At 60.1% G+C, this 24,428-nt stretch carries 19 protein-coding genes; 11 read left to right on the top strand and 8 right to left on the bottom strand.

Features of this window, described 5'->3' with window-relative positions; all coding sequences use genetic code 11:
• Positions 1-309 precede the first annotated feature (309 nt).
• The 3 genes from JW929_09965 to JW929_09955 all read right to left on the bottom strand — a co-directional run bounded on the left by JW929_09965 (position 310) and on the right by JW929_09955 (position 3,670).
• Positions 310-723 (bottom strand): hypothetical protein, encoded by a 414-nt coding sequence (locus JW929_09965; protein MBN1439724.1) that lies wholly within the window; start codon positions 721-723, stop codon positions 310-312.
• Between the two features lie 161 nt (positions 724-884).
• Positions 885-2,507, bottom strand: a complete 1,623-nt coding sequence (locus tag JW929_09960) for a hypothetical protein (protein MBN1439723.1) — start codon at positions 2,505-2,507, stop codon at positions 885-887.
• Positions 2,508-3,343: 836 nt separating this feature from the next.
• Positions 3,344-3,670, bottom strand: a complete 327-nt coding sequence (locus JW929_09955) for a hypothetical protein (GenBank protein ID MBN1439722.1) — start codon at positions 3,668-3,670, stop codon at positions 3,344-3,346.
• Positions 3,671-3,752: 82 nt separating this feature from the next.
• Here JW929_09955 and JW929_09950 point away from each other — a divergent pair, with 82 nt between their 5' ends.
• Positions 3,753-4,727 (top strand): integron integrase, encoded by a 975-nt coding sequence (locus JW929_09950; protein MBN1439721.1) that lies wholly within the window; start codon positions 3,753-3,755, stop codon positions 4,725-4,727.
• A gap of 144 nt (positions 4,728-4,871) precedes the next feature.
• Here the strand turns inward: JW929_09950 and JW929_09945 are convergent, their stop codons facing one another.
• The 5 genes from JW929_09945 to JW929_09925 all read right to left on the bottom strand — a co-directional run bounded on the left by JW929_09945 (position 4,872) and on the right by JW929_09925 (position 9,727).
• Positions 4,872-5,555, bottom strand: a complete 684-nt coding sequence (locus JW929_09945; protein MBN1439720.1) for a L,D-transpeptidase — start codon at positions 5,553-5,555, stop codon at positions 4,872-4,874.
• 384 nt (positions 5,556-5,939) lie between these two features.
• On the bottom strand, positions 5,940-6,809 hold the full coding sequence (blaOXA, locus tag JW929_09940) for a class D beta-lactamase (GenBank protein MBN1439719.1): 870 nt from the start codon (positions 6,807-6,809) through the stop codon (positions 5,940-5,942).
• Between the two features lie 128 nt (positions 6,810-6,937).
• Positions 6,938-8,107 carry a beta-lactamase family protein gene (locus tag JW929_09935; protein MBN1439718.1) on the bottom strand — a complete coding sequence of 390 codons (1,170 nt, stop codon included), beginning with the start codon at positions 8,105-8,107 and terminating at the stop codon, positions 6,938-6,940.
• Positions 8,108-8,570: 463 nt separating this feature from the next.
• Positions 8,571-8,759: a hypothetical protein gene (locus JW929_09930; GenBank protein ID MBN1439717.1), complete on the bottom strand. Its 189-nt coding sequence runs from the start codon at positions 8,757-8,759 to the stop codon at positions 8,571-8,573.
• A gap of 221 nt (positions 8,760-8,980) precedes the next feature.
• Positions 8,981-9,727, bottom strand: a complete 747-nt coding sequence (locus tag JW929_09925) for a dienelactone hydrolase family protein (GenBank protein ID MBN1439716.1) — start codon at positions 9,725-9,727, stop codon at positions 8,981-8,983.
• Positions 9,728-10,710: 983 nt separating this feature from the next.
• Between JW929_09925 and purL the strand changes: the two genes are divergently transcribed.
• The 10 genes from purL to JW929_09875 all read left to right on the top strand — a co-directional run bounded on the left by purL (position 10,711) and on the right by JW929_09875 (position 24,419).
• Positions 10,711-13,587 (top strand): phosphoribosylformylglycinamidine synthase subunit PurL, encoded by a 2,877-nt coding sequence (purL, locus tag JW929_09920; GenBank protein ID MBN1439715.1) that lies wholly within the window; start codon positions 10,711-10,713, stop codon positions 13,585-13,587.
• Between the two features lie 122 nt (positions 13,588-13,709).
• Positions 13,710-14,594, top strand: coding sequence for a phosphoribosylformylglycinamidine synthase I (gene purQ, locus JW929_09915; protein MBN1439714.1), 885 nt, complete (start codon positions 13,710-13,712; stop codon positions 14,592-14,594).
• 369 nt (positions 14,595-14,963) lie between these two features.
• Positions 14,964-16,997 (top strand): hypothetical protein, encoded by a 2,034-nt coding sequence (locus tag JW929_09910; protein ID MBN1439713.1) that lies wholly within the window; start codon positions 14,964-14,966, stop codon positions 16,995-16,997.
• A 266-nt stretch (positions 16,998-17,263) separates the two neighbouring features.
• A complete protein-coding gene (locus tag JW929_09905; protein MBN1439712.1) occupies positions 17,264-17,845 on the top strand; it encodes a biotin transporter BioY in 582 nt (193 codons plus the stop codon).
• Positions 17,842-18,813, top strand: coding sequence for a phosphoribosylaminoimidazolesuccinocarboxamide synthase (locus JW929_09900; protein ID MBN1439711.1), 972 nt, complete (start codon positions 17,842-17,844; stop codon positions 18,811-18,813). Before JW929_09905 ends, JW929_09900 begins: the two co-directional genes overlap by 4 nt.
• A gap of 97 nt (positions 18,814-18,910) precedes the next feature.
• Positions 18,911-19,414: an AIR carboxylase family protein gene (locus JW929_09895; protein ID MBN1439710.1), complete on the top strand. Its 504-nt coding sequence runs from the start codon at positions 18,911-18,913 to the stop codon at positions 19,412-19,414.
• Positions 19,415-19,528: 114 nt separating this feature from the next.
• Positions 19,529-20,953: an amidophosphoribosyltransferase gene (gene purF / locus JW929_09890; GenBank protein MBN1439709.1), complete on the top strand. Its 1,425-nt coding sequence runs from the start codon at positions 19,529-19,531 to the stop codon at positions 20,951-20,953.
• Positions 20,954-20,999: 46 nt separating this feature from the next.
• Complete coding sequence (locus JW929_09885; protein MBN1439708.1) at positions 21,000-21,659, top strand: hypothetical protein; 660 nt, start codon at positions 21,000-21,002, stop codon at positions 21,657-21,659.
• A gap of 419 nt (positions 21,660-22,078) precedes the next feature.
• Positions 22,079-23,374 carry a phosphoribosylamine--glycine ligase gene (gene purD, locus JW929_09880; protein MBN1439707.1) on the top strand — a complete coding sequence of 432 codons (1,296 nt, stop codon included), beginning with the start codon at positions 22,079-22,081 and terminating at the stop codon, positions 23,372-23,374.
• Positions 23,367-24,419: a phosphoribosylformylglycinamidine cyclo-ligase gene (locus JW929_09875; GenBank protein ID MBN1439706.1), complete on the top strand. Its 1,053-nt coding sequence runs from the start codon at positions 23,367-23,369 to the stop codon at positions 24,417-24,419. The genes purD and JW929_09875 overlap by 8 nt, the downstream gene beginning before the upstream one ends.
• Positions 24,420-24,428: the final 9 nt, after the last annotated feature.

Raw genomic sequence — 24,428 nt, 5'->3', positions numbered from 1 at the left:
GACGGTTCGCTTACATTACGAACTATCTGACTGTTCCACAACAATGGTGTTTGCTGCTCCGAATTTGAATAAGTCCGCGTAGAAAGTGCCACATTGGGCCATATTGGGAATGGTTCCCCGAGTTGATGAATGTCCATGGAACTCCTTAAAGTCAAGTGTTACAGATTATAAGCCGCCCAACGCACAGGGTTCAGCGGTTTGGCCGGCTGAGCATGACTACATTCATTATATTAATTCCTCCATCGAAGAACACACCAACATTACCACCAGGCCGAAGGCCAAATCCGCTGCAACCCATTGTTGGGCGCATTAAGATTTTATAGCTGTTGTTTTATATTCTATTTTAATTGAATATTTAAAAGAGTGTAAACATTTTTGATATATTTTCTTTCCTTTCGGTGATGTTTCATTTCCCTTACAACCTATTCTATCTTCTTCTAAAGTCTTTTTTGAAGAAACCATTGACCGGATAATTTGCCCGAGAGAAATCCCACCGCGAAAACAATAACGGTTTGAGCAATCTATAAATTCTCCGGGAAATGTATCAATATCATACCTTTGAGTAAGGCCATTCTCACTTATCACATTTTCATATTCCAATACTTCTATATATATTTTTTCTATTTCCGGAAACGCTTCTCGAAATGATACTTTCTTTGCGAGAGGATATGTTGCTCTTTCAAATAATTCTGATGACTTTTCTCTATGGTCTCTTGAAGGCATATTACCTCCTAAATTGCGCCCAACGCACAGCGCTAAGCTGCCTGGCCGGCTTTGCGGGACTGGGTTCAGTATACCCCACTCGCCATCGAAGAACACGCCAACGAAAACACTCAGCCGAAGGCCAGGTCAGCTTCAGCGCCTTGTTGGGCAATAAAAACATATTATAGTTTCTTCCCAATTATTGAAGGATTAAATTTTATTCGTAATGATTTTTCTATATAATGAGCGTTCTTAGTATATGAAGGTTTTGTTTTTGAATGCCTATTTTTCCATTCTGCAATAAGAATTAATTCTTCGTTTTGCCACGACTGCATTTTTAATGATCGTATACGCCGTTTTTCCGATGATAACCTAATCAGAATATGTGCGGGTGAAGAAGGAATACCTTTTTCTCCATATATATCTTTTCGTTTGACTCTCTTGTTTCTTAAATTAAGAATTATTTTTTGAATAGTACTAATAACAATCGTGTCAATAACTTTTCCTTTTTCATCTAATATGGCATAGCATATTATTCGCGGCTCAGTATCTAAACTATTATTTTCAATAGTAGAAATACTATATTTGTATATTGGTTTTACTAAACCAGCTTTTTCAATATTAGACCGTATTTCTGAAGTTATTTTTGGCCATGTTGTTTTTACAATACTATGGAAAGTAGAAAACCAACTTCTTATATGTGATGCATCATACCAAAGCAATGATGATTGTATTAATCCTTCACATTTTTCAATAGGTAATTTTTGTTCTATCGCTGTATTTAGTACTTTTCCATCAAATGCAATTAATGAATAAATCTTCTTTCCGCAATCAATAGATATCAATATCCTATCATAATGTTTATATAGATTCGCCATTGTCCATGCAATATATAAACTATCAAACTGATGTGATGCTTTAGATGGATTATTTACACGACAAACTACATGCAATTGTTTAGACTGTTTTCTATTTTGTGTCTCTAGCATAGTAATAATCTGTAGTCCTGGATGATAAACAATTCCCGCCGATAATAACAATCTAATTCCAAAAGGTAGCATTTCCATTTTAGGCGGATATTTATTACACTTATTTTCAGAAATAAACAATAATATTGCGGATAAAAGACTATGACAAGTATCCACTAATTTATCAAATTGTTCAGCAAATTCAGATGGCATGAGTAAAATATCTGATTTTTTATCAATATATTTTACTGTCATCATTTCATATTCTGTACTTCCATGAGAAATGGCATTTCTGATAATGGAATCATATCCGGTAGTAAGTAAAGGGGAAATATTATCCGCAATTATTTTAGACCTATTTGCTAAATCTTGTGATAAGTAATCCTTATTTTTTATTTTTCCGATTATAAACAAATATATATTAATTAAATGATTAAATATATGTTCTGTATATCTTTGATATTCAGGATGCCATATCGATTCATATGCTGCAGATTTATCAGGTGTATTAAGTGATGGTGTTTTTGCTTCATCCCAACTTGAAGTAGGTTGAATTATTGATATTACCGCATGATTTATATCCTTTTGTAGTGAATATATCGCTTGTAATGAAATTTCGTAATTTGAACGAAGATAATCAAGACTAAGTGATATTACGTCATTATTGTGATAACAAAGTGGAGATTCGTTTGACATATAGAATAATGAGTAATGCCAATCATTGAATTTATATTCATTAACCCAGCTACTAAATGTATATAGTATTTTCTGTTTCTTATTATCACGAAAATGGAATTCAAGGGGATGGTTATAAAAGAATTCTTCTAGTGTTTTCATTTACCCCTCCATTATATATTGCAATTTATCCAATAATGGGTTTTATTGCCCAACGCACAGCGCTAAGCCGCTTGGCCGACTTGGCCTGGTGATTACCTCAACTTCAGTTTATTAGATCTGAAGATTACTATAACACCAACGAAGACTCTATGCCGAAGGCCAAGTCGGCTTCAGCGCTTTGTTGGGCCGTAACGTTTTTTTTCTTCAAAATAACCATCACTTCGATTGTGTAGAACCCTTCCCATTTTAATGCTTTAAGAAGCGGCGTCCTTTCCTCTGCAACATTCGGATCAATACAATTAGTCCATCCTCTGCAAGATATCAACTAAATATCGAGGCCGCTTCGTTCCACCAGTAGGATTCAAAAGAATATACTTATTCAAAAAACTCTTTACGGCCCAACGCACAGCGCTAAGCCGCTTGGCCGACTTGGCCGGCTACTTACCACTAACCATTGTACTTGATTCAAGGCCGAGGATAACACCAACGAAGACTCTAGGCCGAAGGCCAAGTCGGCTTCAGCGCATTGTTGGGCCGGAATGTTTTTTCTTCAAAATAACCATCATTTCGGTTACGCAGAACCCTTCCCATTTTAATGCCTTAAGAAGCGGCGTCCTTTCCTTTGCAACATTCGAGCCGATTCATGTAGTCCATCCTCTGCCAAATATCAACAAAATAACGAAGCCGCTTCGTTCCATAAGTAGACTCCTCAAACGCTATACTTACACCAATAAGATCTTACCGGCCCAACATATTACTGGACGGAATTCCCATCTACTTCTATATGCAACTATATACACCTAGATGCTTTTGGTTTGCATATATGGGTAGATGCTTTAAAACTCTATGATGTTGTCCGCAAGCCCGAGACGGCACGCATTTTCGTACCGCATCCGCCATATCAGCCTCCGCTTGTCCCATCGTGCTCCTGATTCCAGCATTTTCTCCTGCTTGGTCCATTCTAAATTTTGAATCCGGACATAGACCAGCGAACTCGGCTTGGGTTTCCAGGACGCTTCGTGGATGATCAGCTCCACCGTCTTCCAGCGGCGGCCCAATCGCCAATCATACCGATACCGCACGCACACCAGCCGCTTGCCGTATTCCGCCAACAGCTTCCGCGTGCCCCGGCTCCCAGGCTTCAACACCAGCTTCGTCCTCATCTCCCCCTCCCCGGCGTTCGGTTTCCGCTATTGTATAATATCCCCGTCCGCTTCGCCATCCGCGTCCGCCAGGGGGTGCCTCATGACCGCGTCCGCTTCTTCTTCCACAGCCGAGCTTCTCAACCGCCTCCGCAAGCTCATCCGCCTCCGCCATTATTCCATCCGCACCGAAGAATCCTACGTGGATTGGGTCCGCCGCTTTTTCGCCTTCCACGCCGGACTCCCGCCCGAGCAACTCGCCGAAGAGGAAATCTCCGCTTTCCTCACCCACCTCGCGGTCCGCGAACGCGTCGCTTCCTCCACCCAGAATCAAGCCCTGAACGCGCTGGTTTTTTTCTATCGCGGCGTCCTCGGCAAAAAACTCGATTCCCCCTTTCAGCTCGTGCGCGCCAAGCGCCCCGTCCTGCTCCCCACCGTGCTCTCCAAGGAGGAAGTCCGCGCGCTCCTCGCCGCCCTGTCCGGTCAGCACCTGCTGATGGCCCAGCTGTTGTACGGCAGCGGCTTGCGCCTGATGGAAGCCCTCCGACTGCGGGTGAAGGACCTCGATTTCCGGATGCGGCGAATTACCATCCGCGACGGAAAAGGGTTCAAGGACCGCGTCACCATGCTGCCCGATTCCGCGGCCGCGCCCCTCCAAGCCCACCTCGAACGCGTCCGCCGCATCCACCAATCCGATCTCGCCGCCGGCGCCGGCTCGGTTTACCTGCCCTACGCGCTCGAACGCAAATACCCGTCCGCCGCCCGTGAGTGGAAGTGGCAGTACGTGTTCCCCTCCGACCGCCTCTCTCCGGATCCGCGCGGCGGAGTCGTCCGCCGCCATCACGTCGACGAATCCGGATTGCAGAAGGAGGTCCGCCGTGCCGCCCGCTCCGCCGGAATCCCCAAACGGGTTGGCTGCCACACCCTGCGCCATTCCTTCGCCACCCATTTGCTCGAATCCGGCTACGATATCCGCACCGTCCAGGAACTCCTCGGCCACGCCAACGTCAACACCACCATGATCTACACCCACGTCCTCAACCGCGGCGGCTTGGCGGTAAAAAGCCCTCTTGATTAATCTGGAAAACCGCCCCGATCCTCCACCCCATTCACCGACAATCGGGGGTGGACCGAAAAAGGGACGGAAAGCACGGCGTCGCCCGCATGGGTGAAAATGGAGGATGTGCAAAAAAGAGAAGGCCGGCTTTGCCGATCCGGATTTCTACCGCCGGATTTCCACCGCCACGCCCAGCCCGCCCGCGCGCGAGCGGCGCAGGAGATCGAACAGCTCGATCACGTCCGCATCGTCCAGCGCGATGCAGCCCCAGGTCCAGTCCGTTGCGCTTCCCCCGCCGTGGATCAGGATGTCGTTCCACATCGGATGTTCCGGATTCATTTGGTTGAAGTCGTAGGTCTCCCAAATCGTGTCGAGCGGCCCGTGCGATTTACTCCACACTTCCACTCGATCCCGGCCTTCCTCCCCGTATTGGGCTTCGTAATCCGTCAGGGATTGCGCGGTCGTCTCCAGCAGCATTTGCCGCGGCCCGTAGCGCGATTCATACTGCATGCTGGCGATGAGAAAGATTCCTTCCGGGGTCAGTTCGTCCTCCCAGGTTGTGCGTTGCGCCATGCCGTGCTCGCTGATCGCCGCGCGGTAGACCGCAATCTCGCGTCCGCCTTCGAACACGGCCAGCCGGCGCTCGGATTTGTCCACTTCGATCCGGAAATCATCCACCGGCGCCACCGCAACGTGGAAGGTCACCATCCAGCGCCAGGTCAGGTATTCTGGGATGTGCCCGCCGGAAATCAGATGAAGTCCCGCTCCTCCCAGCAAAAGAGCCGCCGCAACGAACGCGGTAAAGCAGATCCGCCATGGTTTCCTATTCACGCGTCTACACTGCACCATTCCTCCTCCGGGGGCGCCGGATCGCATACGGCGCGCGTCCCGAAAACAAGACCTGGATTGTACCGAAGGCAGGAGACCTTTCCGCGATGGGATGCCGCCAAACGGCGTACGATATCCGTACGATCCTTCCGCGCCGGTTTTGCGGCGGAAGCGGTACGACGGAAGACCGGAATTCGCGGGGAGGATTGGCGCGGACCCTGCGGAATGGGTCGAGCGTGCGCGCGCGGCGGCAAGTATCGCGCCGGCATACCGGCATTGAGCCTTGTCGCCGGTCGTCCAGAATCGGGTCAAGTGGATTTGCATTTTCCCCGAAGGACAGACCGATTCAAACACCGGACCGGGGAAGTCGTCACCTGCCGGCTGGGAGTTAATCGATCCATCCCATTAAAAAACACCCAGATAATCCAATATGTTCCACGTCATCTTTTTCGCCGATTCGCCGTTCGCCATCCCGTTTGGATCTGAACTTTCAAAATTCGTTGCGAAGAAATATTCGTTATGGTTGGCTTCCACATAACCCACAAACCAGCCTATGTGCGGGGTTGTTCTTTGAGCCGAACCCGTTTTCCCGCTTAAGGTGAAACGCGGATCGGTTTCCAAGACAAGAATGTCTTTCACAATTTCCATCGTTCGCCCCGAAAAGGGAAGATCCTCAAAATAAAGCCGTTTTAAAAATTCCACTTGTTCGTCTGCGGATATCCGCAGACCGCCTTCGAGCCAAAAGGCGTCTATTTGTCCGGAAATATCCTTATTCCCGTACTCGGCCAGATTCACGTAATCGGCCATTCGCTCCCCCCCGACCCGTCGGGCCAGTTCCTGAAAATACCAGACCACGGAATTCTGCATCGCGGTTTTCAGCGAATGGTTTTGATTCCACGAGGGGATTCCATATTGTGTGCCGTCCCACTGAATGACATAATCCTCATCCGGGATAACGCCGGTTTCAAGGCCGATCAACGCATTCATGATCTTAAACGTGGAAGCCGGGAGGAACCTTTCAGCGCATCGCTCGGGGTCGATCTGGATGTATTGATTCTCGCTTCCGTCGAAGAGCACGAATGCGCCGGCATTGCCCTGAAAAAACCTTCCAAGTTCCGGCTTCTCTTCACGGATCGGAGTGGACGTTTCCGCGGCGGTTTTTTCCGTTTCCCGGCTTGTCGTTGAATTTTCAGCGGATGGCAATTGGGAGCATCTGGTAATCATCGAAAACAGAATAATTGTTCCAAACCAAATCCCTGTGGTGTTTTTCCGCACCGCCACTCCTCTCCAAAAAGACGGTTTTTACCTTCCGGGCGCGCAACGAGAAGCTGGCGGAACAAGCCTCGGGGAAAAAAAACGGCGGGCTTCCGCTTCCTCATCAGCCCCAAAGGCGCCGGTTCCGGTCAGCCCATCGCCTGCATCGCATCCGCCATCAGCATAAACGGCGTCATTCTGTCCTCCGTCTGATTGATGGTTCCCGCCACATACAGGTCCAGCTCTTCGGAATAATAGAGGAAGGATCCGTTGGAGCCCGAGTGCCCCCACACCGGCGGTGCGTTTAAGCCCATCACGGACGACATCTCAAGGTACATGGTCCCGAATCCATATTTAAACGGGAGGTTTCTCAGCGGCCGCCAATCGTGCATGGATTCCAGCGTGTCGCTCCGGAGGATCCGCCCTTCCCGAAGCGCTTTAAGGAACAAAATGGAATCCTTTACGGTGGAAACGACGCCCCCGTCGGCCCAGTAGGAACCGTTGGTGCGGACTTGGGTGACGTCCTCGTCGCCGGCGAATACGTCCGCCGGCGCGGCCGAGGCGTCCCGGGGTTCGGAATAGGCTGCCAGCCAGGTGTGCCCCATTTCGAGCGGCCGGAAGAAGTATTCGTCGAACACATCCGCCAGCGGCTTGCCCGTCACGGCCTCGATGATCTTGCCGAGCAGTTGGTAGTTGGTGTCGGAATAAGAAGCCGCCGTCCCGGGCGCGAAATCCGGCTTCAATTCGTCCCGCGCCCGGGCGATCGTCTCCTCGACGGTCCAGATCCGCTCCGGGTCCGCCAGGAACATCTCGTACATGCTGAAGCCGTCGGCTCCTTTTCCATCGTAGTAATCCGCGATCCCCGACGTCTGCGCCAACAACTGCGCCACGGTTATTTCACCGGAATAATCTTTCCCTTGGTAAACGTGAATCCCGCGGATGAGATCCTCGGGAAGATACTCCGCCATCGGATCGTCCAAAGCCAGTTCGCCTTTCTCATACAGGCGCATGACGGCCGCCGCCGTGAACAGCTTGGTGACGCTGGCCATAAAGACGGGCGTGTCCGCGGTCATCGGAACCCCGCCGGCCGCATTGGCCGTCCCCGCCGCGCCGGCCCAGGCGAACGATCCGTCGCCCTTCATCACCGCCAGGGCGCAGCTCCGGATTTGCGCGCCGCTTTGCACTTGGGCGGCCACGACGGCGTCGAGTTCCCGGCTTTCGTCGGCGAATTGCGGCGCTTTCAGCCGCCCTGCCGCAAACAGAATGCCGGCGACAATCAATCCGATCAGAAGCAGCGGTATGACGATTCTCCAGTTCATAGTTCGCGCACCTTTCAAACCAAGAGTTGTTAATCCCGCTCCCGCGGGATGATAAATACCCCGCGCCAGCCCCCGCGGAGTGCGCAGGTTCGGTTTGAAATTTACACCTGCGCGATTACGCAACGGGGGGCTTGCCGCGCAGTTCTTCGCATTTGTGCGCCCCGGCCTCGCCCGGCGAAGCCGGGGCGGGGCGTTGATACCGCGCAGCAAGCTGCGCGGTCATTCATTGTTTCCAGCGTTTTCGTGCGCGGGAAATTCCCCTTATTTCCGCAGGCTCGATCCGCCTTCCGGCCGGCTGCGCGGCAACGGGTTCGAACGGGATAGGCTGGCCTTAGGGCAAATCGGACGGTCTGCGGCGCGGATGCTGGGGCGCTTCTGCGCGGGGCATCGCGCACGGGGGCAGTAAACGCGGGCGGCCGCCGTCAGCTGCAGCGGATTCCCCTGCGTCAGCCGGCTCCCCCTCCTATTCGGCGTGGATTCTTCCGACCGCTTTCAGGGTTTTCATTTTGATCTCCCCGCCCAGGCGGTTTTCCCCTTGCGGACGCCCATCGGTGTTTCCGGAATTTTCAGCCGCTTCCATAAATTCCTCATCGCTTGTTTCGAAATGGAACGGCGCAAAGGATTTCTTCGGATGGTTGTTCTCAGCAGCCATCGGATTCCCTCACAGAGAGCCGATGATCGGTCCAAATCCGCGGAAGGTCCGCACCGCCGCAGGATACCGATCGGCGAGCAAACAGCCTCGCCGCGGTTGCGGCCCAGTATACATCAGGCGCCGAAGCGCATCCCAACGAAAAATCCCGGCCAAGCCCTTTGTCTCCGGGAAAAATCCTCCGATCCGGGTTTCCGAATTCGGCCGGACCGTGTAACCGGGCGTTATTTTTGCGGAAGGAACCCCCCACCCCTGAGCCAAATTTCGAAGCTTGCCGGCCACTGGCTGCTCGGCTGTTTTTGTTTCGCCATCCCGAAGCCGTGGCCTCCCTTGGCATAGGCGTGGATTTCCACCGGCCGGCCGGCTTTCTTCCAAGCCTGATACAGCGCCGGGCAGTTGTCCGCCACCAATGCGTCGTCGTCGGCGAACGCCATGAACAGCGGGGGAGCCTGTTTGGTCGCTTTCACCGCCCGGATCGGCGCCCCGTAGATGGCCGCAAGAAAGTCCGGACGGGGCTTGGGCGCGGATTTCAATGCGCCGTTGACGGCAATCAGCGCCCCGGCGGAAAAGCCGATCATCCCGATCCGCCCTTTGCGGATTCGATACCTCCTGGAAATCCGCCGGACGGCCCGCAGCGATTCAATTCCATCCTCGACCGCTTGGCGGATGTACCCGGCGATTCCGCGGATGTCGAAATTCGACGCTTCAAAGGCGGCCCGGAATTCCGCATCGTCCGCCGGCGTGGGGGCCAGCCGGTATTTGAGAACGAAAGCGGTGATCCCGAGGGCGTTCAACCATTCGGCCACCTCGGTCCCTTCTTTTTGGATCGCCAGAAACTGGAACACGCCGCCCGGGACGACGATCACGGCCGTGCCGTTCGGCTTCCTGGGAACGTACGGGAGGAGCGACGGCATGGATACATTGCGGATGATCCTGCTTCCCCACAACGACCCGCGCCGTTCTTTTGGCATGTCGGCTTCCGGCCGGGATCTCCGTCCGCCGAGGAGGGGTATCGGTTTCTCCAGGATTCGATCGTTCACAATGACCCGCCTTTCCGCCCGGATGGAATGGAAAAAGGACGACCCAGCGGCTTGCATTCCGACCGTGGGCCGCCCTTTCGCGATGCCTTTCATTATAATATCCCGCGTTTAAAAACCGGCGGAATTTCAACCCGGAGTTCGTCGCCCTCAGGAAGCCGCGCTTGTCTTGCCGAACGCGGGGTCTCCGCCGCCTCCGCGCCTCAGCGGTCGAGTCCGCACCGCAGCCCTTCCAACCCGGCAAACACGAGCGCCGCCGGCGCCGTCTGTCCTCGAAGGGAATCCGGATGCGAATCATCGGCCCCGCAATCCCCCCTCCAAGGCCGGCAGAAGATTCTCTTCGCGCCGCTTTTCGTACAGGCGGGTCGGACCGGCCGGTGCGAATCCGGCCGCCGGGCAGCCTTCGCTTGCCACCGGGAAAATGAATTCAAGGACCGCCTTGCACATCGCGGCTTCACTCCCCGGCAGGGCGGAAAAAGGCGATCGAGGATCCCAACCCGCTTGACCGGTTTGCCGGCACGGATTCGACCGGCCGTTTTCCGCTACCCGCACAGCGCCCCGCTTCGAACGGCGGCGTGGGCGGGCTGGAAGACGGAGTGCGCACAAGTCTGAAGGGATTTGGCCGCTTCCCCGCCCGCCGGACGCCGGAAGTATCCTTCCCGGAATCAAGATCCAGGAGGAAAGGACGAAGCAATCCGTAGGCATTGCCGGCGGAAAAGATCCACCATCCACCGTTAATTGACGCCCCCCGCCCTTTCCCGATATAATCCGGCGCGAACGATGCCGTTTTCCAGACCGGCGCGGTGCCGTAGACCGACGCGGTCTTGAAGACCACGTCGGTCTCTGACCGTCTTCCTTTTTAATACAAGCAGCCACATCCTGGCCGCCCGGTGGGCGGCCCACCGGGAGATCCCATCGTGAAGACCGATTCCATCCTGCCCGTCCACACCCTGGTCGTCCGCACCACCCTCAAAAGCGATCCGGCCGCCGAGGGGCTGCTCAGCGACGCCCACGCCCTCGGCCTCAAGGCCGTCCGCAAAATCGAACGCGAACTGCTTTATTTCCTCGAAGGCAAACTGACCGCCGCCGAACGCGAAACCTTGCGCTCCCGCCTGCTCACCGATCCGCTGGTCCAGACCGGCGCCTGGCGCGACAAGCCCTCCAAAACCCCCTCCGGGGCCTTCGTCGTCGAGGTCGCCTTGCGCCCCGGCGTCACCGATCCGGTGGCCGAAGAGATCGTCCGCTGCGCCCGCATGCTCGGAGTGAAGGGGGTGGCGCGCGCCGCAACCGGAACGCGCTACGTCATCCGCGGCGCGCTGAATGCGAAACAGCGCGCCACCCTCGCCAAACGCCTGCTCGCCAACGATGTCATCCAGCGCTTCGTCCTCGGGCAGATCGAACCGGTCTTCCCCCACCCGGCCGAATCCTCCGGGCAGGTGGAGCGCCTGCCGATCCGCAGCCTCGATGACCGGGGGCTGGCCAAGCTCAACGCCGCCCGCCTATCCGCCCTCGACCTCGAGGAACTGCGCGCGATCCGCGAGTACTTCCGGCAGGAAGACCGCGATCCGACCGACGTCGAATTCGAAATGATCGCCCAAACCTGGAGCGAGCACTGCGGCCACAAGACCTTCAAGGCCGATATCGCCGTCGCCGGCGAAGAAGAGATGATCGAAGGCCTGCTCGACACCTACATCCGCGCCGCCACCGAGAAGGCCCGCGCCGGATGGGTCCGCTCGGCCTTCGTCGACAACGCCGGGATCATCGATTTCGACTCCGGCAACGAGATCTCCTTCAAGGTCGAAACCCACAACCACCCCTCGGCCATCGAGCCGTTCGGCGGCGCCAACACCGGCACCGGCGGAGTGATCCGCGACGTGCTCGGAGTCTCGGCCAAGCCGATCGCCTCCACCGACGTGCTGTGCTTCGGCCCCGCCGACGCCGATCCCGAAAAACTGCCCGAGGGCGTCCTCCATCCGCGGCGGATCCGCTCCGGGGTGGTGGCCGGGATCGAGGACTACGGCAACAAGATCGGCATCCCCACCGTCTCCGGCGCGATCTGGTACGACGAAGCCTACACCGCCAATCCGCTCGTCTATTGCGGCTGCGTCGGCATCGCCCCCAAGGGCAAGCACACCCGCAACCCCAAGCCCGCCGACCACGTCATCCTGCTCGGCGGAAAAACCGGGCGCGACGGCCTGCGCGGCGCCACCTTTTCTTCGATGACCATGGACGCCAAGACCGGCGAGGTCTCGGGCGCCTCGGTCCAGATCGGCGACCCGATCACCGAAAAGGGGCTGATCGAAGTCCTCGTCCGCGCCCGCAACAAGGGCCTCTACCACGCCGTCACCGACTGCGGCGCGGGCGGCCTCTCCTCGGCCGTCGGCGAAATGGGCGCCCGGATCGGCTGCGACGTGGAATTGCGCGAAGTCCCGCTCAAATACGCCGGCCTGGCCCCGTGGGAGATCTGGCTTTCGGAGGCGCAGGAGCGCATGGTCCTGGCCGTCCCCACCGAAAAGATCGCCGAACTGCAAATCATCTGCAAAATTTTCGACGTCTCCTTCACCGACATCGGCCGCTTCACCAAGGAAGGACGCACGATCGTCCGCTACAACGGCCTCACCGTGCTGGACCTGGACAACAAATTCCTGCACGAGGGCCAGCCCCTGAGGGAACTCAAGGCCGTCCTGCCCAAGCCGCCGGAGAAAACGGCCCCCGGCGCACCGCCGCACCCGCGGATCGACAACAACCAAGCCCTGCTTGAGCTCCTCGCCCACCCCAACATCGCCACCAAAGCCGAGACCGTCCGCGTCTACGACCACGAAGTCCAGGCCGGCACATCGGTCAAGCCGCTCACCGGAGTGGAAAACGACGGCCCGTCCGATGCGGTCGTGCTCGTCCCCACCGGTACCTCCGGCCCGCGCGGCCTCGTGCTTTCCTGCGGGTTCAATCCCGAGATCGGCAAAGTCGATCCGTACCGCATGGCCGTGAGCGCGGTCGACGAGGCCGTGCGCAACGCGGTCGCCGTCGGCGCCGATCCGGAGCGGATCGGCCTGCTGGATAACTTCTGCTTCGGCGACCCGCTGCGCCCCGAGGTGCTCGGCGCGCTCGTCGCCGCCTGCCGCGGCTGTTACGACGCCGCCGTGACGTTCGGCCTGCCCTTCATCTCCGGCAAGGATTCGCTCAATAACGAATACGTCGGCTCCGACGGCCGCAAGCACGCCATCCCGCCCTCCCTGCTGATTTCCGGGGCCGGCATCATCGACGACGTGCTCGCCGCCGTCACCATGGACCTCAAGGAGCCCGACAGCACCGTTTACCTGATCGGCGAGACGCGCGACGAGATGGCCGGCAGCCACTTCGCCCTACTCTACGGCGGCGGGGAGAACGAAGTCGCGCCCGCCCTGCCGGACCACGCCCCGGCGCTGTATCGGTGCCTGCACAAGGCGATGCAAAAGGGGCTGGTCCTTGCCTGCCACGATCTCAGCGAGGGCGGGCTGGCCGTCGCCGCCGCCGAAATGTGCATCGCCGGCCGGATGGGCATGACCCTCCACCTCGACGACGACGATCCGACCCTGGCCCTGTTCGGCGAATCCAACGCCCGTTTCCTGGCCGAGGTCAATCCGAAGGACGTCCTGGCGTTCGAAACTTGCTTCACCGGCGGGATGGGAAATTTCGCCCGCCGCCTTGGAACCACCAGCCCGGACGGACGGCTCGAAATCGCCACCATCGACGAAACCCTGCTCTCGCTTGAAGTCGAGGATTTGGTGCAAGCCTGGAAGGGGAAGGCAGTGTAACCATCCCTTCCCACCTCCCGCACCTCCTCCTTCCTTCCCGTAATAAGGAGGGGATAAGGGGAGGAGGGATGGGATGGCCTATGGTCGCGGAGTGAATACTCAAACGGAGTGAAGAAACCACCATGAAACCCCAAGCCCTGATCCTGCACGCCAACGGCATCAACCGCGACATCGAAACCGCGGCCGCGCTGGAAAAAGCCGGCGCCGAGGCCGATACGGTCCACCTCAACCAGCTGCGCGAAGGCGGCGTTAAGTGGAGCGACTACCAGATCCTCGTCATCCCCGGCGGATTCTCCTACGCCGACGCGCTCGGCGGCGGCAAGCTGATGGCGCTCGAAATGAACGTCTACTTCGCCGACCAGGTGCGCGAGTTCGTCGAAAGCGGCAAGCCCGTGCTCGGGATCTGCAACGGCTTCCAGGCGCTGGTCAAGAGCGGGATCCTGCCCGGAGCGATCGGCGTCAAATCCGCCGCCAAAGCCAAGGCGAAGGCGAAAGCCAAACCCAAAACCAAAGCCAAGCTCAAGCCCAAGGCCAAAGCCAAGCCTGCCGCGCGGGGCAAGGGCGTCAAACCGGTCCGCGCGACGCTGACCTTCAATCAGAGCGGCCGCTTTGAATGCCGCTGGGTCCACCTCCAGCCCGTCTCCAAGAAGTGCGTCTGGACCGACGAGCTCGACCAGCTGATCTATTGCCCGGTGGCGCACGGCGAAGGCCGCTTCCTGCTTCAAAAGGCGGCCGACCTGAAGGCCCTCCGCGACCGAGACATGGTCGCGCTCACCTACGTCCTCCCCGACGGCTCGCCGGCCAAGGGCGAATACCCCGTCAATCCCAACGGCTCGCTGGCCGATATCGCCGGCGTATGCAACGAGAAGGGCAACGTCCTCGGGCTGATGCCGCACCCGGAGGACCACATCCACGCCTGGCAGCATCCGCGCTTCACGCGCGGCGAATCCGGCCTGCTCGGCTTGGCGCTCTACGAGAACGGCGTCTACTACGCCGAGGAGATGTGACACGGGCGGGGGGAGAAGGGGCGCAGCGACGCTGCGCCCCTTCTCCCCCCGCCCGTGGTCATCCTGAGGGCGCGTTTTATGCGCCCGAAGGATCCCCCCCCCGCCACGCGGCATCCCGCACACCGGCGCCGCCTGTGTCGTCATCCCGAACCCTGTTTTTTGGGATGAGGGATCGGTACCGAATGACTGTGAATAGGGCGATCGGTAATTACGCCACCGATCCCGCGAACGCCAAGGACGCCTCGGGATGACGTGAAACAGGATCGCCTTCAGCCCCTCGGGATGACAATGGCGGACTCGCACTTCCCCTCAGGCGGGATATACTAGTACGGTACGAACCGATCGGATGGAACGAAGGTAGGAACCGCCATGGCCGCCAGGAAACGGATTGTCCTGATTCTCGCCGGCCTCCTCATTCCCCTTCTGGCCTGTCCGTCGTGCACGGCGGAAAAAACTGCCGCGCCGCCGGCCCGTTCGCCGACCCGGACTATTCTACGGACGCCATCCATTACCCCCGCTCCGTCGGCGACCATCTCCCCAACCCTTGTGTTCACCCGGACAAAAACGTTATCCCCGATCCTCCCCGACGGACTGTCCGTCATCGCCCCGGATAACGTATCCCGGATCAAGGAGTTGAGGCAGATCGGCAGGGGCGACCTGTTCCACGTCGATTGGTCTCCGGACGGGAAAACGCTCGCCGTCGCCTCTCACGCGCGCGTGTACCTCTTCGAAGCGCAAACTTTGCGGGAGTCCGGATTTATTTTTACCGGCGAAACGCCGTTTACCGTGGCGTTTTCACCCGACGGGGCTTTGATCGCCACGGGATCCGGCGAAGGCCATGTGACCCTCTGGAGCGCTTCCAGAGGCGTCTTCGTCAGAAGGTTGGATAAGTTGAAGGGAGAACAGGATGCCATCTACGGACTCGACTTTTCGCCGGACGGGTCCCTCTTGGCTTCCGCTTCCTACGACGGGAAAATCACCTTGTGGAACATCGCGGACGGCAGGCGCTTGTTGACCCTCCACCATAAATATGTCGCGGTCGACGTGGCCTTCTCGCCGGACGGCACCCTTCTGGCCGCCACCGTATCTAACACAGTGGAAATTTCCCGGGTGTCCGACGGCAGTACTGTTCGGATTCTGTCGGATGAACGTATGGATCATCTTAAAACGGTGGCGTTTTCTCCGGATGGAGAGTATCTCGCCTCGGGTTCCTGGGACGGCGACGTCCGGCTCTGGCGGGTCGCCGACGGCGAACTCCAGCGGACGTTGGAAGGCGGACGCTTCATGACGAAAAGCGTGGCATTCTCGCCCGACGGAACCGTCCTGGCCTCCGGCGATTACGACGGCGGCATCTCCCTTTGGCGGGTTTCCAACGGCGACCTCCTCCGCGCGTGGAAAAGCAACGGCGATTCGATTGAAAACGTCGTCTTCTCCCCGGACGGATCTTGCTTGGCCTCGGTTGCGAGTCAGGATACGCTGGAGCTTTGGCGGATCCCGGACGGCGAATTAATTCAAAGCCTGCAAGGGCAGACCGGCGTTGCGGACAGCCTGGCGTTTTCGCCGGACGGTTCGCTGCTGGCTTCCGGATCGTGGGATCGGACGGCGAAAATATGGCGGGTTTCCGACGGCAGCCAGATTAGGACTCTATCTGGGCATACTGACAGGGTAAACGACGTGGCATTTTCCCCGGATGGATCCCTCTTGGCCACCGGTTCGGGCGATGGGACCGTGAAATTTTGGCTGCCGTCCGATGGATCGCCCGTCCGAACGCTTCCCAAGCAGGCGGAGTCGATCTCCGGCATCGCGTTCTCCCCGGACGGATCCATGCTGGCCGCGGGATCGAATGACGGATTGGTCAACCTTTGGCGCGTCGCCGACGGGAAACTCGCGCGCACGATCGACGCCGGCGATACGTACATCCCCAGTATCGCCTTTTCGCCGGACGGCCTCACGCTGGCGGTGATCGCGTGCTTGGATCCTAAGTGGGGCCCCGACGTTTTGCACGTTTGGCGTGTTGCAGATGGAAAGCTGCTCCTGAAAATTAATACCCCGACCGAAGCGTTGGGGCTAAGACATGTAAATTTTTCCCCGGATGGAACGATCCTGGCGGCGGCGGCGGACCTGCAAGTAATCCTCTGGAGGGTCGCCGACGGCACCCGATTGTTAACGCTCTCCGGTCACAGATATGCGGTGAACGCGGTAGCCTTCTCGCCCGACGGCGGATTGTTGGCTTCGGGGTCGATCGACAGAACGGTGAAGTTCTGGCGCGTTTCCGACGGGCGATCTATCCATTCAATCGAAGTCGCCAATTACGCCTCCATGGAGATCGCCTTCTCGCTGGACGGGCGGATCGTGGCGATGGGCTTATCCGATTGCACAATCCGGTTTTGGGGCGTTTACTAGCGCGCCGGCGGTACGCCCCGGCGTTGGCGGATTCGCATTCATCCGGCACCCTTCCCACGGGGCCTGCGGCGCATCGGGATGACACTCTGCGAAGATGAATAAGAATGACACCCGCAGCATATCATCCCGAAGCGCCCCGTAAGGGCGGCCGCCTGTCCCGAACGAAGCGAGGGAAGGGATCGGCACCGGATGGGCAATAATACCCCCGCCCGGCAATTCCCCCACTTGTCTTATAATTGGTTGATCATTGTCGCCTTGGAGAAATCATGCTTCTTTCCAAACCCAGAACGCTTCTCTCTTCCCGCGCCCTGGCGCGCATCGCGGCCATCGGCGCATTCGCCGCGCTGAGCGCGGTCTCGGCCCGCGTCACCGTCAACCTGCCCTTCACGCCCGTCCCGGCGACTCTGCAAGTGCTGGTCGTCCTGCTGGCCGGGCTGGTCCTCGGGCCGCGGGACGGCGCGCTCAGCCAGCTCGCCTACCTGGCCGCAATCACCGCCGGACTGCCGCTCGACGCGCGCGCCCTCGGCCCCGCGGTGTGGGCTTCGCCCACCGCCGGCTACCTGGCCGGTTTCGTCTGCGGCGCCTTCGCCGCCGGATGGGTCGCCGAGCGCGCCCGCGGCCGCCTGCCCGGCGCCGAGTTCCTGGCCGGCGCGGCGGGAATCCTCGCCCTGTATTCCGTCGGCGCAGCCTGGCTGACCGTGTTTTTCCTGCACGGGGACGCCGCGGCGGGATGGGCCGCCGGAGTGGCGCCCTTCCTCCTCGTCGATTTACTCAAAGCCGCCGCCGCGGCTCTGCTCTCCGGCTCCGGCCGCCGCGCCCTCCGCGCGCTCGCGGGAAGCCTTCCATGATCTCCACCGACCAGATCCGCGCCGCCCTGCCCCTGGCGCTTGGGGAAACCCGTCTGCCGCTGAACGAACGCTGCTCCGGAAAAGTCCGCGATTGGTATTCGCTCGAGGGCGGGAAAAAGCTGTTCGTCACCACCGACCGGCTCTCGGCCTTCGACCGGATCCTCGCCCGCGTTCCCTACAAGGGCCAAGTGCTCAACCAGCTCTCGGCCTGGTGGTTCGACGTCACCCGCGACCTGATCGACAACCAGATGATCGCCGTCCCCGATCCGAACGCCGTCGTCGCCCGCTCCGTGCGGCGCTTCCCGGTGGAGATCGTCGTCCGCGGCTACATCACCGGCGTGACCGCCACCGCGCTGTGGTACCGCTATTCCCTGGGGGAACGCGAGATTTACGGCTACCGCTTTCCCGACGGGTTGAAGAAAAACCAATCGCTGCCCGAGCCGATCCTCACCCCCACCACCAAGGGCGAGGCGGGCGCGCACGACGAGCGGCTGACCAACGCCGAGGTGGTCGAACGCGGCTTGCTGGATGCCGCGGCTTGGGAGCAAGTCTCCGCCGCCGCGCTGGCAGTCTTCCGCCGCGGCCAGGAGGTGGCCGCCAAGGCCGGCCTGATCCTGGTCGACACCAAATACGAGATGGGCCTCTCGCCCGAGGGCAAGGTGATGCTGATCGACGAGGTCCACACGCCGGATTCCTCCCGCTTCTGGAAGGCAGAATCCTACGCCGAACGGTTTGCGGCCGGCGAGGAACCGGAGAACTACGACAAGGAACTCGTGCGTCTGGCCTACGCCGAGCAGGGCTATCGCGGAGAGGGCGAACCGCCGGTTCTCCCGGACGAGGTCTGGGTGGCCGCCAGCCAGCGCTATATCTCGATTTTCGAAATGCTCACCGGCCAAGACTTCGAGCCGGCGCCCTACCCGGCCGAGCCGCGGATCATCGAAAACCTCAAACGGGCGGGGATACTGTGAATCCTCCCCCTCCCTTCCCTCCCCCGTTAAGCCGCCGCCTGGGGGACCTTCCAGGCGGCGGCTTAACGGGGAAGGACAAAGGAGGGGGTCTCCCTCTATGGAGCCAACCATGCCCAACGCGCTGATCGTCATTCTGATGGGTTCGAAAGCCGACGAAGAGCACGCCCGCAAGATCGCCGACGCGGCCCGCGCCTTCGGGCTGGAAACGGTCCTGCGGGTTGGTTCGGCCCATAAGACCCCTCAGCACGTGACGGATCTCCTCCGCGAGTATGAATCCGATCCGCGCCCGAAGGTCTACGTCACCGTCGCCGGGCGCAGCAATGCGCTCTCGGCCTTCGCCGACGGCCAGGTGCGCGCGCCGGTGATCGCCTGCCCGCCCCCGAGCGAAGCCTTCGGCGGCGGCGACATCCTCTCCTCCCTGCGCATGCCCTCCGGCGTCGCTCCTGCCGTCGTCTTGGATCCGGCCAACGCCGCGCTGCTGGCGGCCAAGATCCTCGGCCTGGCGGATTCGGCGCTGGCGGCGAAAGTGTCCGCCTTCCAGAAGGAGCAAGCCGGGAAGGTCGTCGCCGATGACCGCTCCTTGGGAACCGCAGGGGTGTAGAATTAACAAGCGGCATCCGTTCGCGACCACAAGGCGGGACACGAAGGCGGAAGCGCCTCTTCGTGTCCTTCCTTTTTCCGGCGGGAATCCCGCGGGCGGAAGAAAGCATCGCGCATGAAAAATGAGACCACTTTCGAGGACCGTCCCGCCGAGGAGTGCGGGATCGTCGGAGTCTTCGCCCCCAGCGAGGACGTCGCCAGCATGGCCTACTTCGCCCTCTTCGCCCTCCAGCACCGCGGGCAGGAGGCGGCCGGCATCGCGGTCTGCGACGGCAAAACCGCCCGCCTGCACAAAGACACCGGCCTGGTCTCGCAGGTCTTCACGCCGGAAAACCTGCGCGCCCTCTGCGGCCGCTTCGCGATCGGCCACACCCGCTATTCCACCACCGGCTCGTCGGTCCAGCGCAACGCCCAGCCCTTTCTGATCGAAACCCGCTACGGGCCGCTGGCCAGCGCCCACAACGGAAACTTGGTCAACACCTTCGCCCTGCGGCGCGAACTCCTGCAGAAGGGCGTGGGCCTGATGTCGTCGAGCGACAGCGAAGTGATCACGCTGACCCTCGCCGGGGCCGAGGGCGGAACCTGGGAACAGCGCATCCGCGCCGCGATGCCGCTCTGGCGCGGGGCCTATTCGCTTGTCCTGCTCACCCGCGAGGGCGTGTTCGCCGTCCGCGATCCGTGGGGGTTCCGCCCGCTCTCGGTCGGCCGCCTGCCCAGCGGCGGGCACGCCGCCGCGTCCGAGTCCTGCGCCTTGCGCACCATCGGCTGCGAAGCGATCCGCGAGGTGAAGCCGGGCGAGGTGATCCGCCTGAGCAACACCGCGCTATCCGTCCTCCAGGCCCTCCCGCCGGCCGCCCCCTCGGCGCTGTGCACCTTCGAGCACATCTACTTCTCCCGCCCGGATTCGGTCTGGGACGGCCGCAGCGTCCACCACGTGCGCCAGCGCCTGGGGGCCGAGCTGGCCCGCGAGGCGCCGGTCAAGGCGGACGTGGTCATCCCGGTTCCGGATTCCTCGATCCCGGCGGCGATCGGCTTCGCGCGCGAAAGCGGCATCCCCTACAACGACGGCTTCATCAAGAACCGCTACATTGGGCGGACCTTCATCGAGCCGACCGACTCCCTGCGCAAGCAGGGCGTGGCGATGAAATTCAACGCCCTGGAGGAAAACCTGCGCGAAAAGCGGGTGGCGGTGATCGACGACAGCATCGTGCGCGGCAACACCTCCGGGCCGCTGCTGCGCCTGCTGCGCGAGGCCGGCGCGCGCGAAGTGCACCTGCGGATCACCTGCCCGCCGATCGTCAGCCCCTGCTTCATGGGCGTGGATTTCGGCACCCGCGAAGAGCTGATCGCCCACCGCATGACCGTCGAGCAGATCCGCCGCCATATCGGCGCCGACACGCTCCACTTCCTCTCGCTGGACGGCATGATGCGCGCCATCGGCCGCGCCGCCGGCTATTGCAACGCGTGCTACACCGGCAAATACCCGCTCGACGTGGAGCCCGAACAGGCCAAAACCGGATTCGAAGGGTCAATCGCCTGATCCGCACTTTTTTCAGCACCGCAAAACCGAATTCAGGAGGCCCTTCATGGGAAAAAAGCGCCGCTTCGGAATCTTTCAAGTGATCGCCGACTGCCCGCATTGCGGAAATCCGGCGCCCTTCAACGGCCCCCTGCGCCGACTCGCCTGCCCCTCGTGCCGGAAGGAAATCGCGATCGCCCCCCGGACTTGGCATGACCTTTTAGGGGAATACCTCAACGGCTACGCGGACCTGGAGCCGGGGGGCGGGAATACTTCGACCGTCATGGGGGAACTGACGTTGAAGTGCAAGAGCGTCAAACTGCCCCCGCCGGATCCCGCCTGCCCCACATGCCAAACCAATTGGGTTTTATCCGGAATCCCGGATGGGACCGACGGCGTGATCACCTGCAAACAGTGCGGCCGCACGTCGCCGACCTTTCCGCCTCCGGATTGGCTTCGCGAAGGCGTCCCCGCCGCCAAGCAGATTTTTTTCGCCGAACGCGAATCCGAAGGCAGGCCGGGGCAGGCCGCCGACGAAGCCGCGCAATCCCGGAAGCCGATCGCCCTCGCGTGCCCGCAATGCGGCGGCAATCTGCAGGTCACGGCGCAGGACGCTCGCATCGTGCGCTGCAAGTACTGCAAGGCGGACGTCTTCCTGCCGGACGCGCTTTGGGGCGCGCTGCATCCGGCGAAGGATGCCAAGTTCTGGCTGGTGCGTTTCGGGTGACATCCGGATTTGGCTCATCGCATTCGCCCCCTTCTCCCAGCTAACGCCGGGAGAAGGGATGGGGACCATTCCCCTGAAGCATGGGAGGCCGGCGGCCCCTCGGCCGAACGCGTTTGCGAGGGAGATGAGGGGTTTATGGTACAATTCCCAAAAGCGGCGGGGAATTTTCCGCCCCCTCGGTTCTCCGTTCTGAATTTCCTTTGGAATCGATCGGGTCGCTTTTTCCTCAACGGCCCCACTCCGGGCCGGAGGATCCTTTCTTTTCAAAGGCGGCGCGCCATGCCCTGTTTGATCCAAACCGTTCCATACCTTTTTCCCCCGACCGCGCGCTGTCCATCCCTGCGGCTGCGGAACGCCATGATCCCGCCCCTGCGGCGAACTCCGGGGGCGGGATCCTGTTTCCGCACAAGGAGCGCGGCATGAAGGTTTTACTGGTCGGTTCGGGGGGAAGGGAGCACGCGCTGGCGTGGAAGCTGGCGCAATCCCCGCAGCTCAAGGCGCTCTACATCGCGCCCGGCAACGCCGGCACCGCCGGATTGCGGGCGGAGGGCGCGGTAATCGCCAACCTGCCCGTCGACGCGATGGACGGCGAGGGGCTCGCCGCCGCGGCCCTCGAGCGCAAAATCGACCTGGCGGTGATCGGCCCCGAGGCGCCGCTGGCCGCCGGCCTGGCGGATACTCTGCGCGCCAAGGGGTTCGCCGTCTTCGGCCCTTCGCGCACCGCCGCGGAAATCGAAAGCTCGAAGGTCTTTGCCAAGGAATTCATGGCCCGGCGCCACATCCCCAGCGCCAAGTTCTCCGTTTTCCGCGAGTACGAAAAGGCGCTGGCCTATGTCCGGGATCTGGAACGGCCGGTGGTGATCAAGGCCGACGGCCTGGCCGCCGGGAAGGGCGTGATCCTCCCCGAAAACCCCGCCCAAGCCGAAGCGGCTCTGCACCAGATCATGGTGGAGAAAATCTTCGGCGGAGCGGGCGAGAGGGTCGTGCTGGAGGAGAAACTCTCCGGGCCGGAAGTCTCTTTGTTCGCCTTCACCGACGGCGTCACGATCCAATCCACCGTTCCGGCGCAGGACCACAAGCGCGTGTTCGACCGCGACCGCGGCCCGAACACCGGCGGCATGGGCGCCTACGCCCCGGTTCCGGTTTGCGCGCCGGCGATGGCCGAAAAAATCGCCCGCGACGTCCTCCAGGCCGCCGTCGACGGCCTGCGCGAGGAAGGCCGCCCCTTCGCGGGAGTCCTCTACGGCGGTTTGATGCTCACCTCCGACGGGCCCAAAGTCATCGAATTCAACTGCCGCTTCGGAGATCCCGAGGTGCAGGTGATCCTGCCGCTCCTGGAAAGCGATTTGCTGGAAATCCTGGCGGCCTGCGCCGTGGGGAAACTCAAGGATGTGGCCATCCGCTGGAGCAAAGGCGCGGCCGCCTGCGTCGTCCTCGCTTCGAAAGGCTATCCGGGCAAATACGCCGTGGGCTGTCCGATCTCCGGGCTCGAGGAAAGCCGCCCGAACTCGTTCGTGTTCCACGCCGGGACGAAAACCCAGGACGGCCAAACGGTCACCGCCGGCGGGCGGGTCCTGTGCGTGACCGGCTGGGGGGAAAACATAGAGCAGGCGTTAAAATCGGCTTACACGGCCGTCGGCCCGATCCGCTTCGACGGCATGCACTACCGCAAAGACATCGGCCGCCGCGCCGTGACGGGGATCCTCAATGCCTAAACCGACCTCTCCCGGAAAGAACATCTCCGAGTACGCCGCCGCCGGAGTCGACATGGACGTCAAGTACCGGGCGGTGGAAATGATGACCGCCGCGGTTAAATCCACCTACACTCCGGAAGTGCTGGCCGGCATCGGCGCCTTCGGCGGGCTGTTCGACGCCGAGAAAATCCTGCGCGCGATGAAGGCCCCCGTCCTGGTCGGATCGACCGACGGGGTCGGCACCAAGGTTAAGCTCGCGGCCGGCATCGGCCGCTGTTCCTCCCTCGGGGAGGATATCGTCAACCACTGCATCAACGACATCCTGGTCCAGGGCGCTCGACCGCTGTTCTTTCTGGATTATTTCGCCTCCTCCAAGTTGAATCCGGAGATCATCGCCGACGTGGTCGGCGGGATGGCCAAGGCCTGCCGCGAATCGGGCTGCGCGCTGATCGGCGGCGAGACGGCCGAGATGCCCGGCGTCTACCTTCCCGGCGAGTTCGACGTCGCCGGGACGATCGTCGGAGCGGTCGACCGCGAAAAGATCCTCCCGCGCAAGGACCTGCGGGAGGGCGACGTGCTGATCGGCATCCGCTCCAGCGGGCCGCACACCAACGGCTATTCGCTGATCCGCAAGGTCTTCGAAACCACGCCGCTCGATGCGGTCCTTCCGGAGCTCGGCGTTCCGCTGGCGGACGCCTTGCTCGCCCCCCACCGCTCCTACCTGCCGCTGATCAAGCCGCTTATCGATTCCGGGGATTCCCCCGTCAAGGCGCTGGCCCACCTCACCGGCGGGGCGTGGATTGAAAATCCGATCCGCGTCTTCCCGCAGGGGATCGGCGCCGAGGTCAAGCTGGGGTCGTGGCCCGTTCCTCCGCTCTTCACCCTCATCCAGCAAAAGGGGGAGATTCCCCCGGCCGAGATGCACCGGGTGTTCAACATGGGGATCGGGATGCTGGTGGTGGCCTCGGCCGAAGACGCCGAGCGGGTCCGCGGCGCGATTCCGGAGGAAACCTGGATCGTCGGCCGGCTGGTCGCGGGCGAACAGGCCGTCCGATTGACGTCCTGATTGGAGAAA

The sequence above is a fragment of the Anaerolineales bacterium genome, assembly GCA_016928575.1.
Classification (GTDB): Bacteria; Chloroflexota; Anaerolineae; order Anaerolineales; family RBG-16-64-43; genus JAFGKK01.
Note: the sequence above shows the minus strand (reverse complement) of the source record. Positions and strands in the feature narration are given on the sequence as shown.

Bases quoted from the DNA above. Each gene is read 5' to 3' on its own strand.
- JW929_09955 (MBN1439722.1), bottom strand. From the start codon at position 3,670: ATGAGGACGAAGCTGGTGTTGAAGCCTGGGAGCCGGGGCACGCGGAAG.
- JW929_09945 (MBN1439720.1), bottom strand. From the start codon at position 5,555: ATGGTGCAGTGTAGACGCGTGAATAGGAAACCATGGCGGATCTGCTTT.
- purD (MBN1439707.1), top strand. From the start codon at position 22,079: ATGAAGGTTTTACTGGTCGGTTCGGGGGGAAGGGAGCACGCGCTGGCG.
- JW929_09895 (MBN1439710.1), top strand. From the start codon at position 18,911: ATGGAGCCAACCATGCCCAACGCGCTGATCGTCATTCTGATGGGTTCG.
- purQ (MBN1439714.1), top strand. From the start codon at position 13,710: ATGAAACCCCAAGCCCTGATCCTGCACGCCAACGGCATCAACCGCGAC.
- JW929_09960 (MBN1439723.1), bottom strand. From the start codon at position 2,507: ATGAAAACACTAGAAGAATTCTTTTATAACCATCCCCTTGAATTCCAT.
- JW929_09965 (MBN1439724.1), bottom strand. From the start codon at position 723: ATGCCTTCAAGAGACCATAGAGAAAAGTCATCAGAATTATTTGAAAGA.
- JW929_09875 (MBN1439706.1), top strand. From the start codon at position 23,367: ATGCCTAAACCGACCTCTCCCGGAAAGAACATCTCCGAGTACGCCGCC.
- JW929_09905 (MBN1439712.1), top strand. From the start codon at position 17,264: ATGCTTCTTTCCAAACCCAGAACGCTTCTCTCTTCCCGCGCCCTGGCG.
- JW929_09900 (MBN1439711.1), top strand. From the start codon at position 17,842: ATGATCTCCACCGACCAGATCCGCGCCGCCCTGCCCCTGGCGCTTGGG.
- purF (MBN1439709.1), top strand. From the start codon at position 19,529: ATGAAAAATGAGACCACTTTCGAGGACCGTCCCGCCGAGGAGTGCGGG.
- JW929_09950 (MBN1439721.1), top strand. From the start codon at position 3,753: ATGACCGCGTCCGCTTCTTCTTCCACAGCCGAGCTTCTCAACCGCCTC.
- JW929_09925 (MBN1439716.1), bottom strand. From the start codon at position 9,727: ATGCCAAAAGAACGGCGCGGGTCGTTGTGGGGAAGCAGGATCATCCGC.
- JW929_09935 (MBN1439718.1), bottom strand. From the start codon at position 8,107: ATGAACTGGAGAATCGTCATACCGCTGCTTCTGATCGGATTGATTGTC.
- JW929_09910 (MBN1439713.1), top strand. From the start codon at position 14,964: ATGGCCGCCAGGAAACGGATTGTCCTGATTCTCGCCGGCCTCCTCATT.
- JW929_09930 (MBN1439717.1), bottom strand. From the start codon at position 8,759: ATGGCTGCTGAGAACAACCATCCGAAGAAATCCTTTGCGCCGTTCCAT.
- JW929_09885 (MBN1439708.1), top strand. From the start codon at position 21,000: ATGGGAAAAAAGCGCCGCTTCGGAATCTTTCAAGTGATCGCCGACTGC.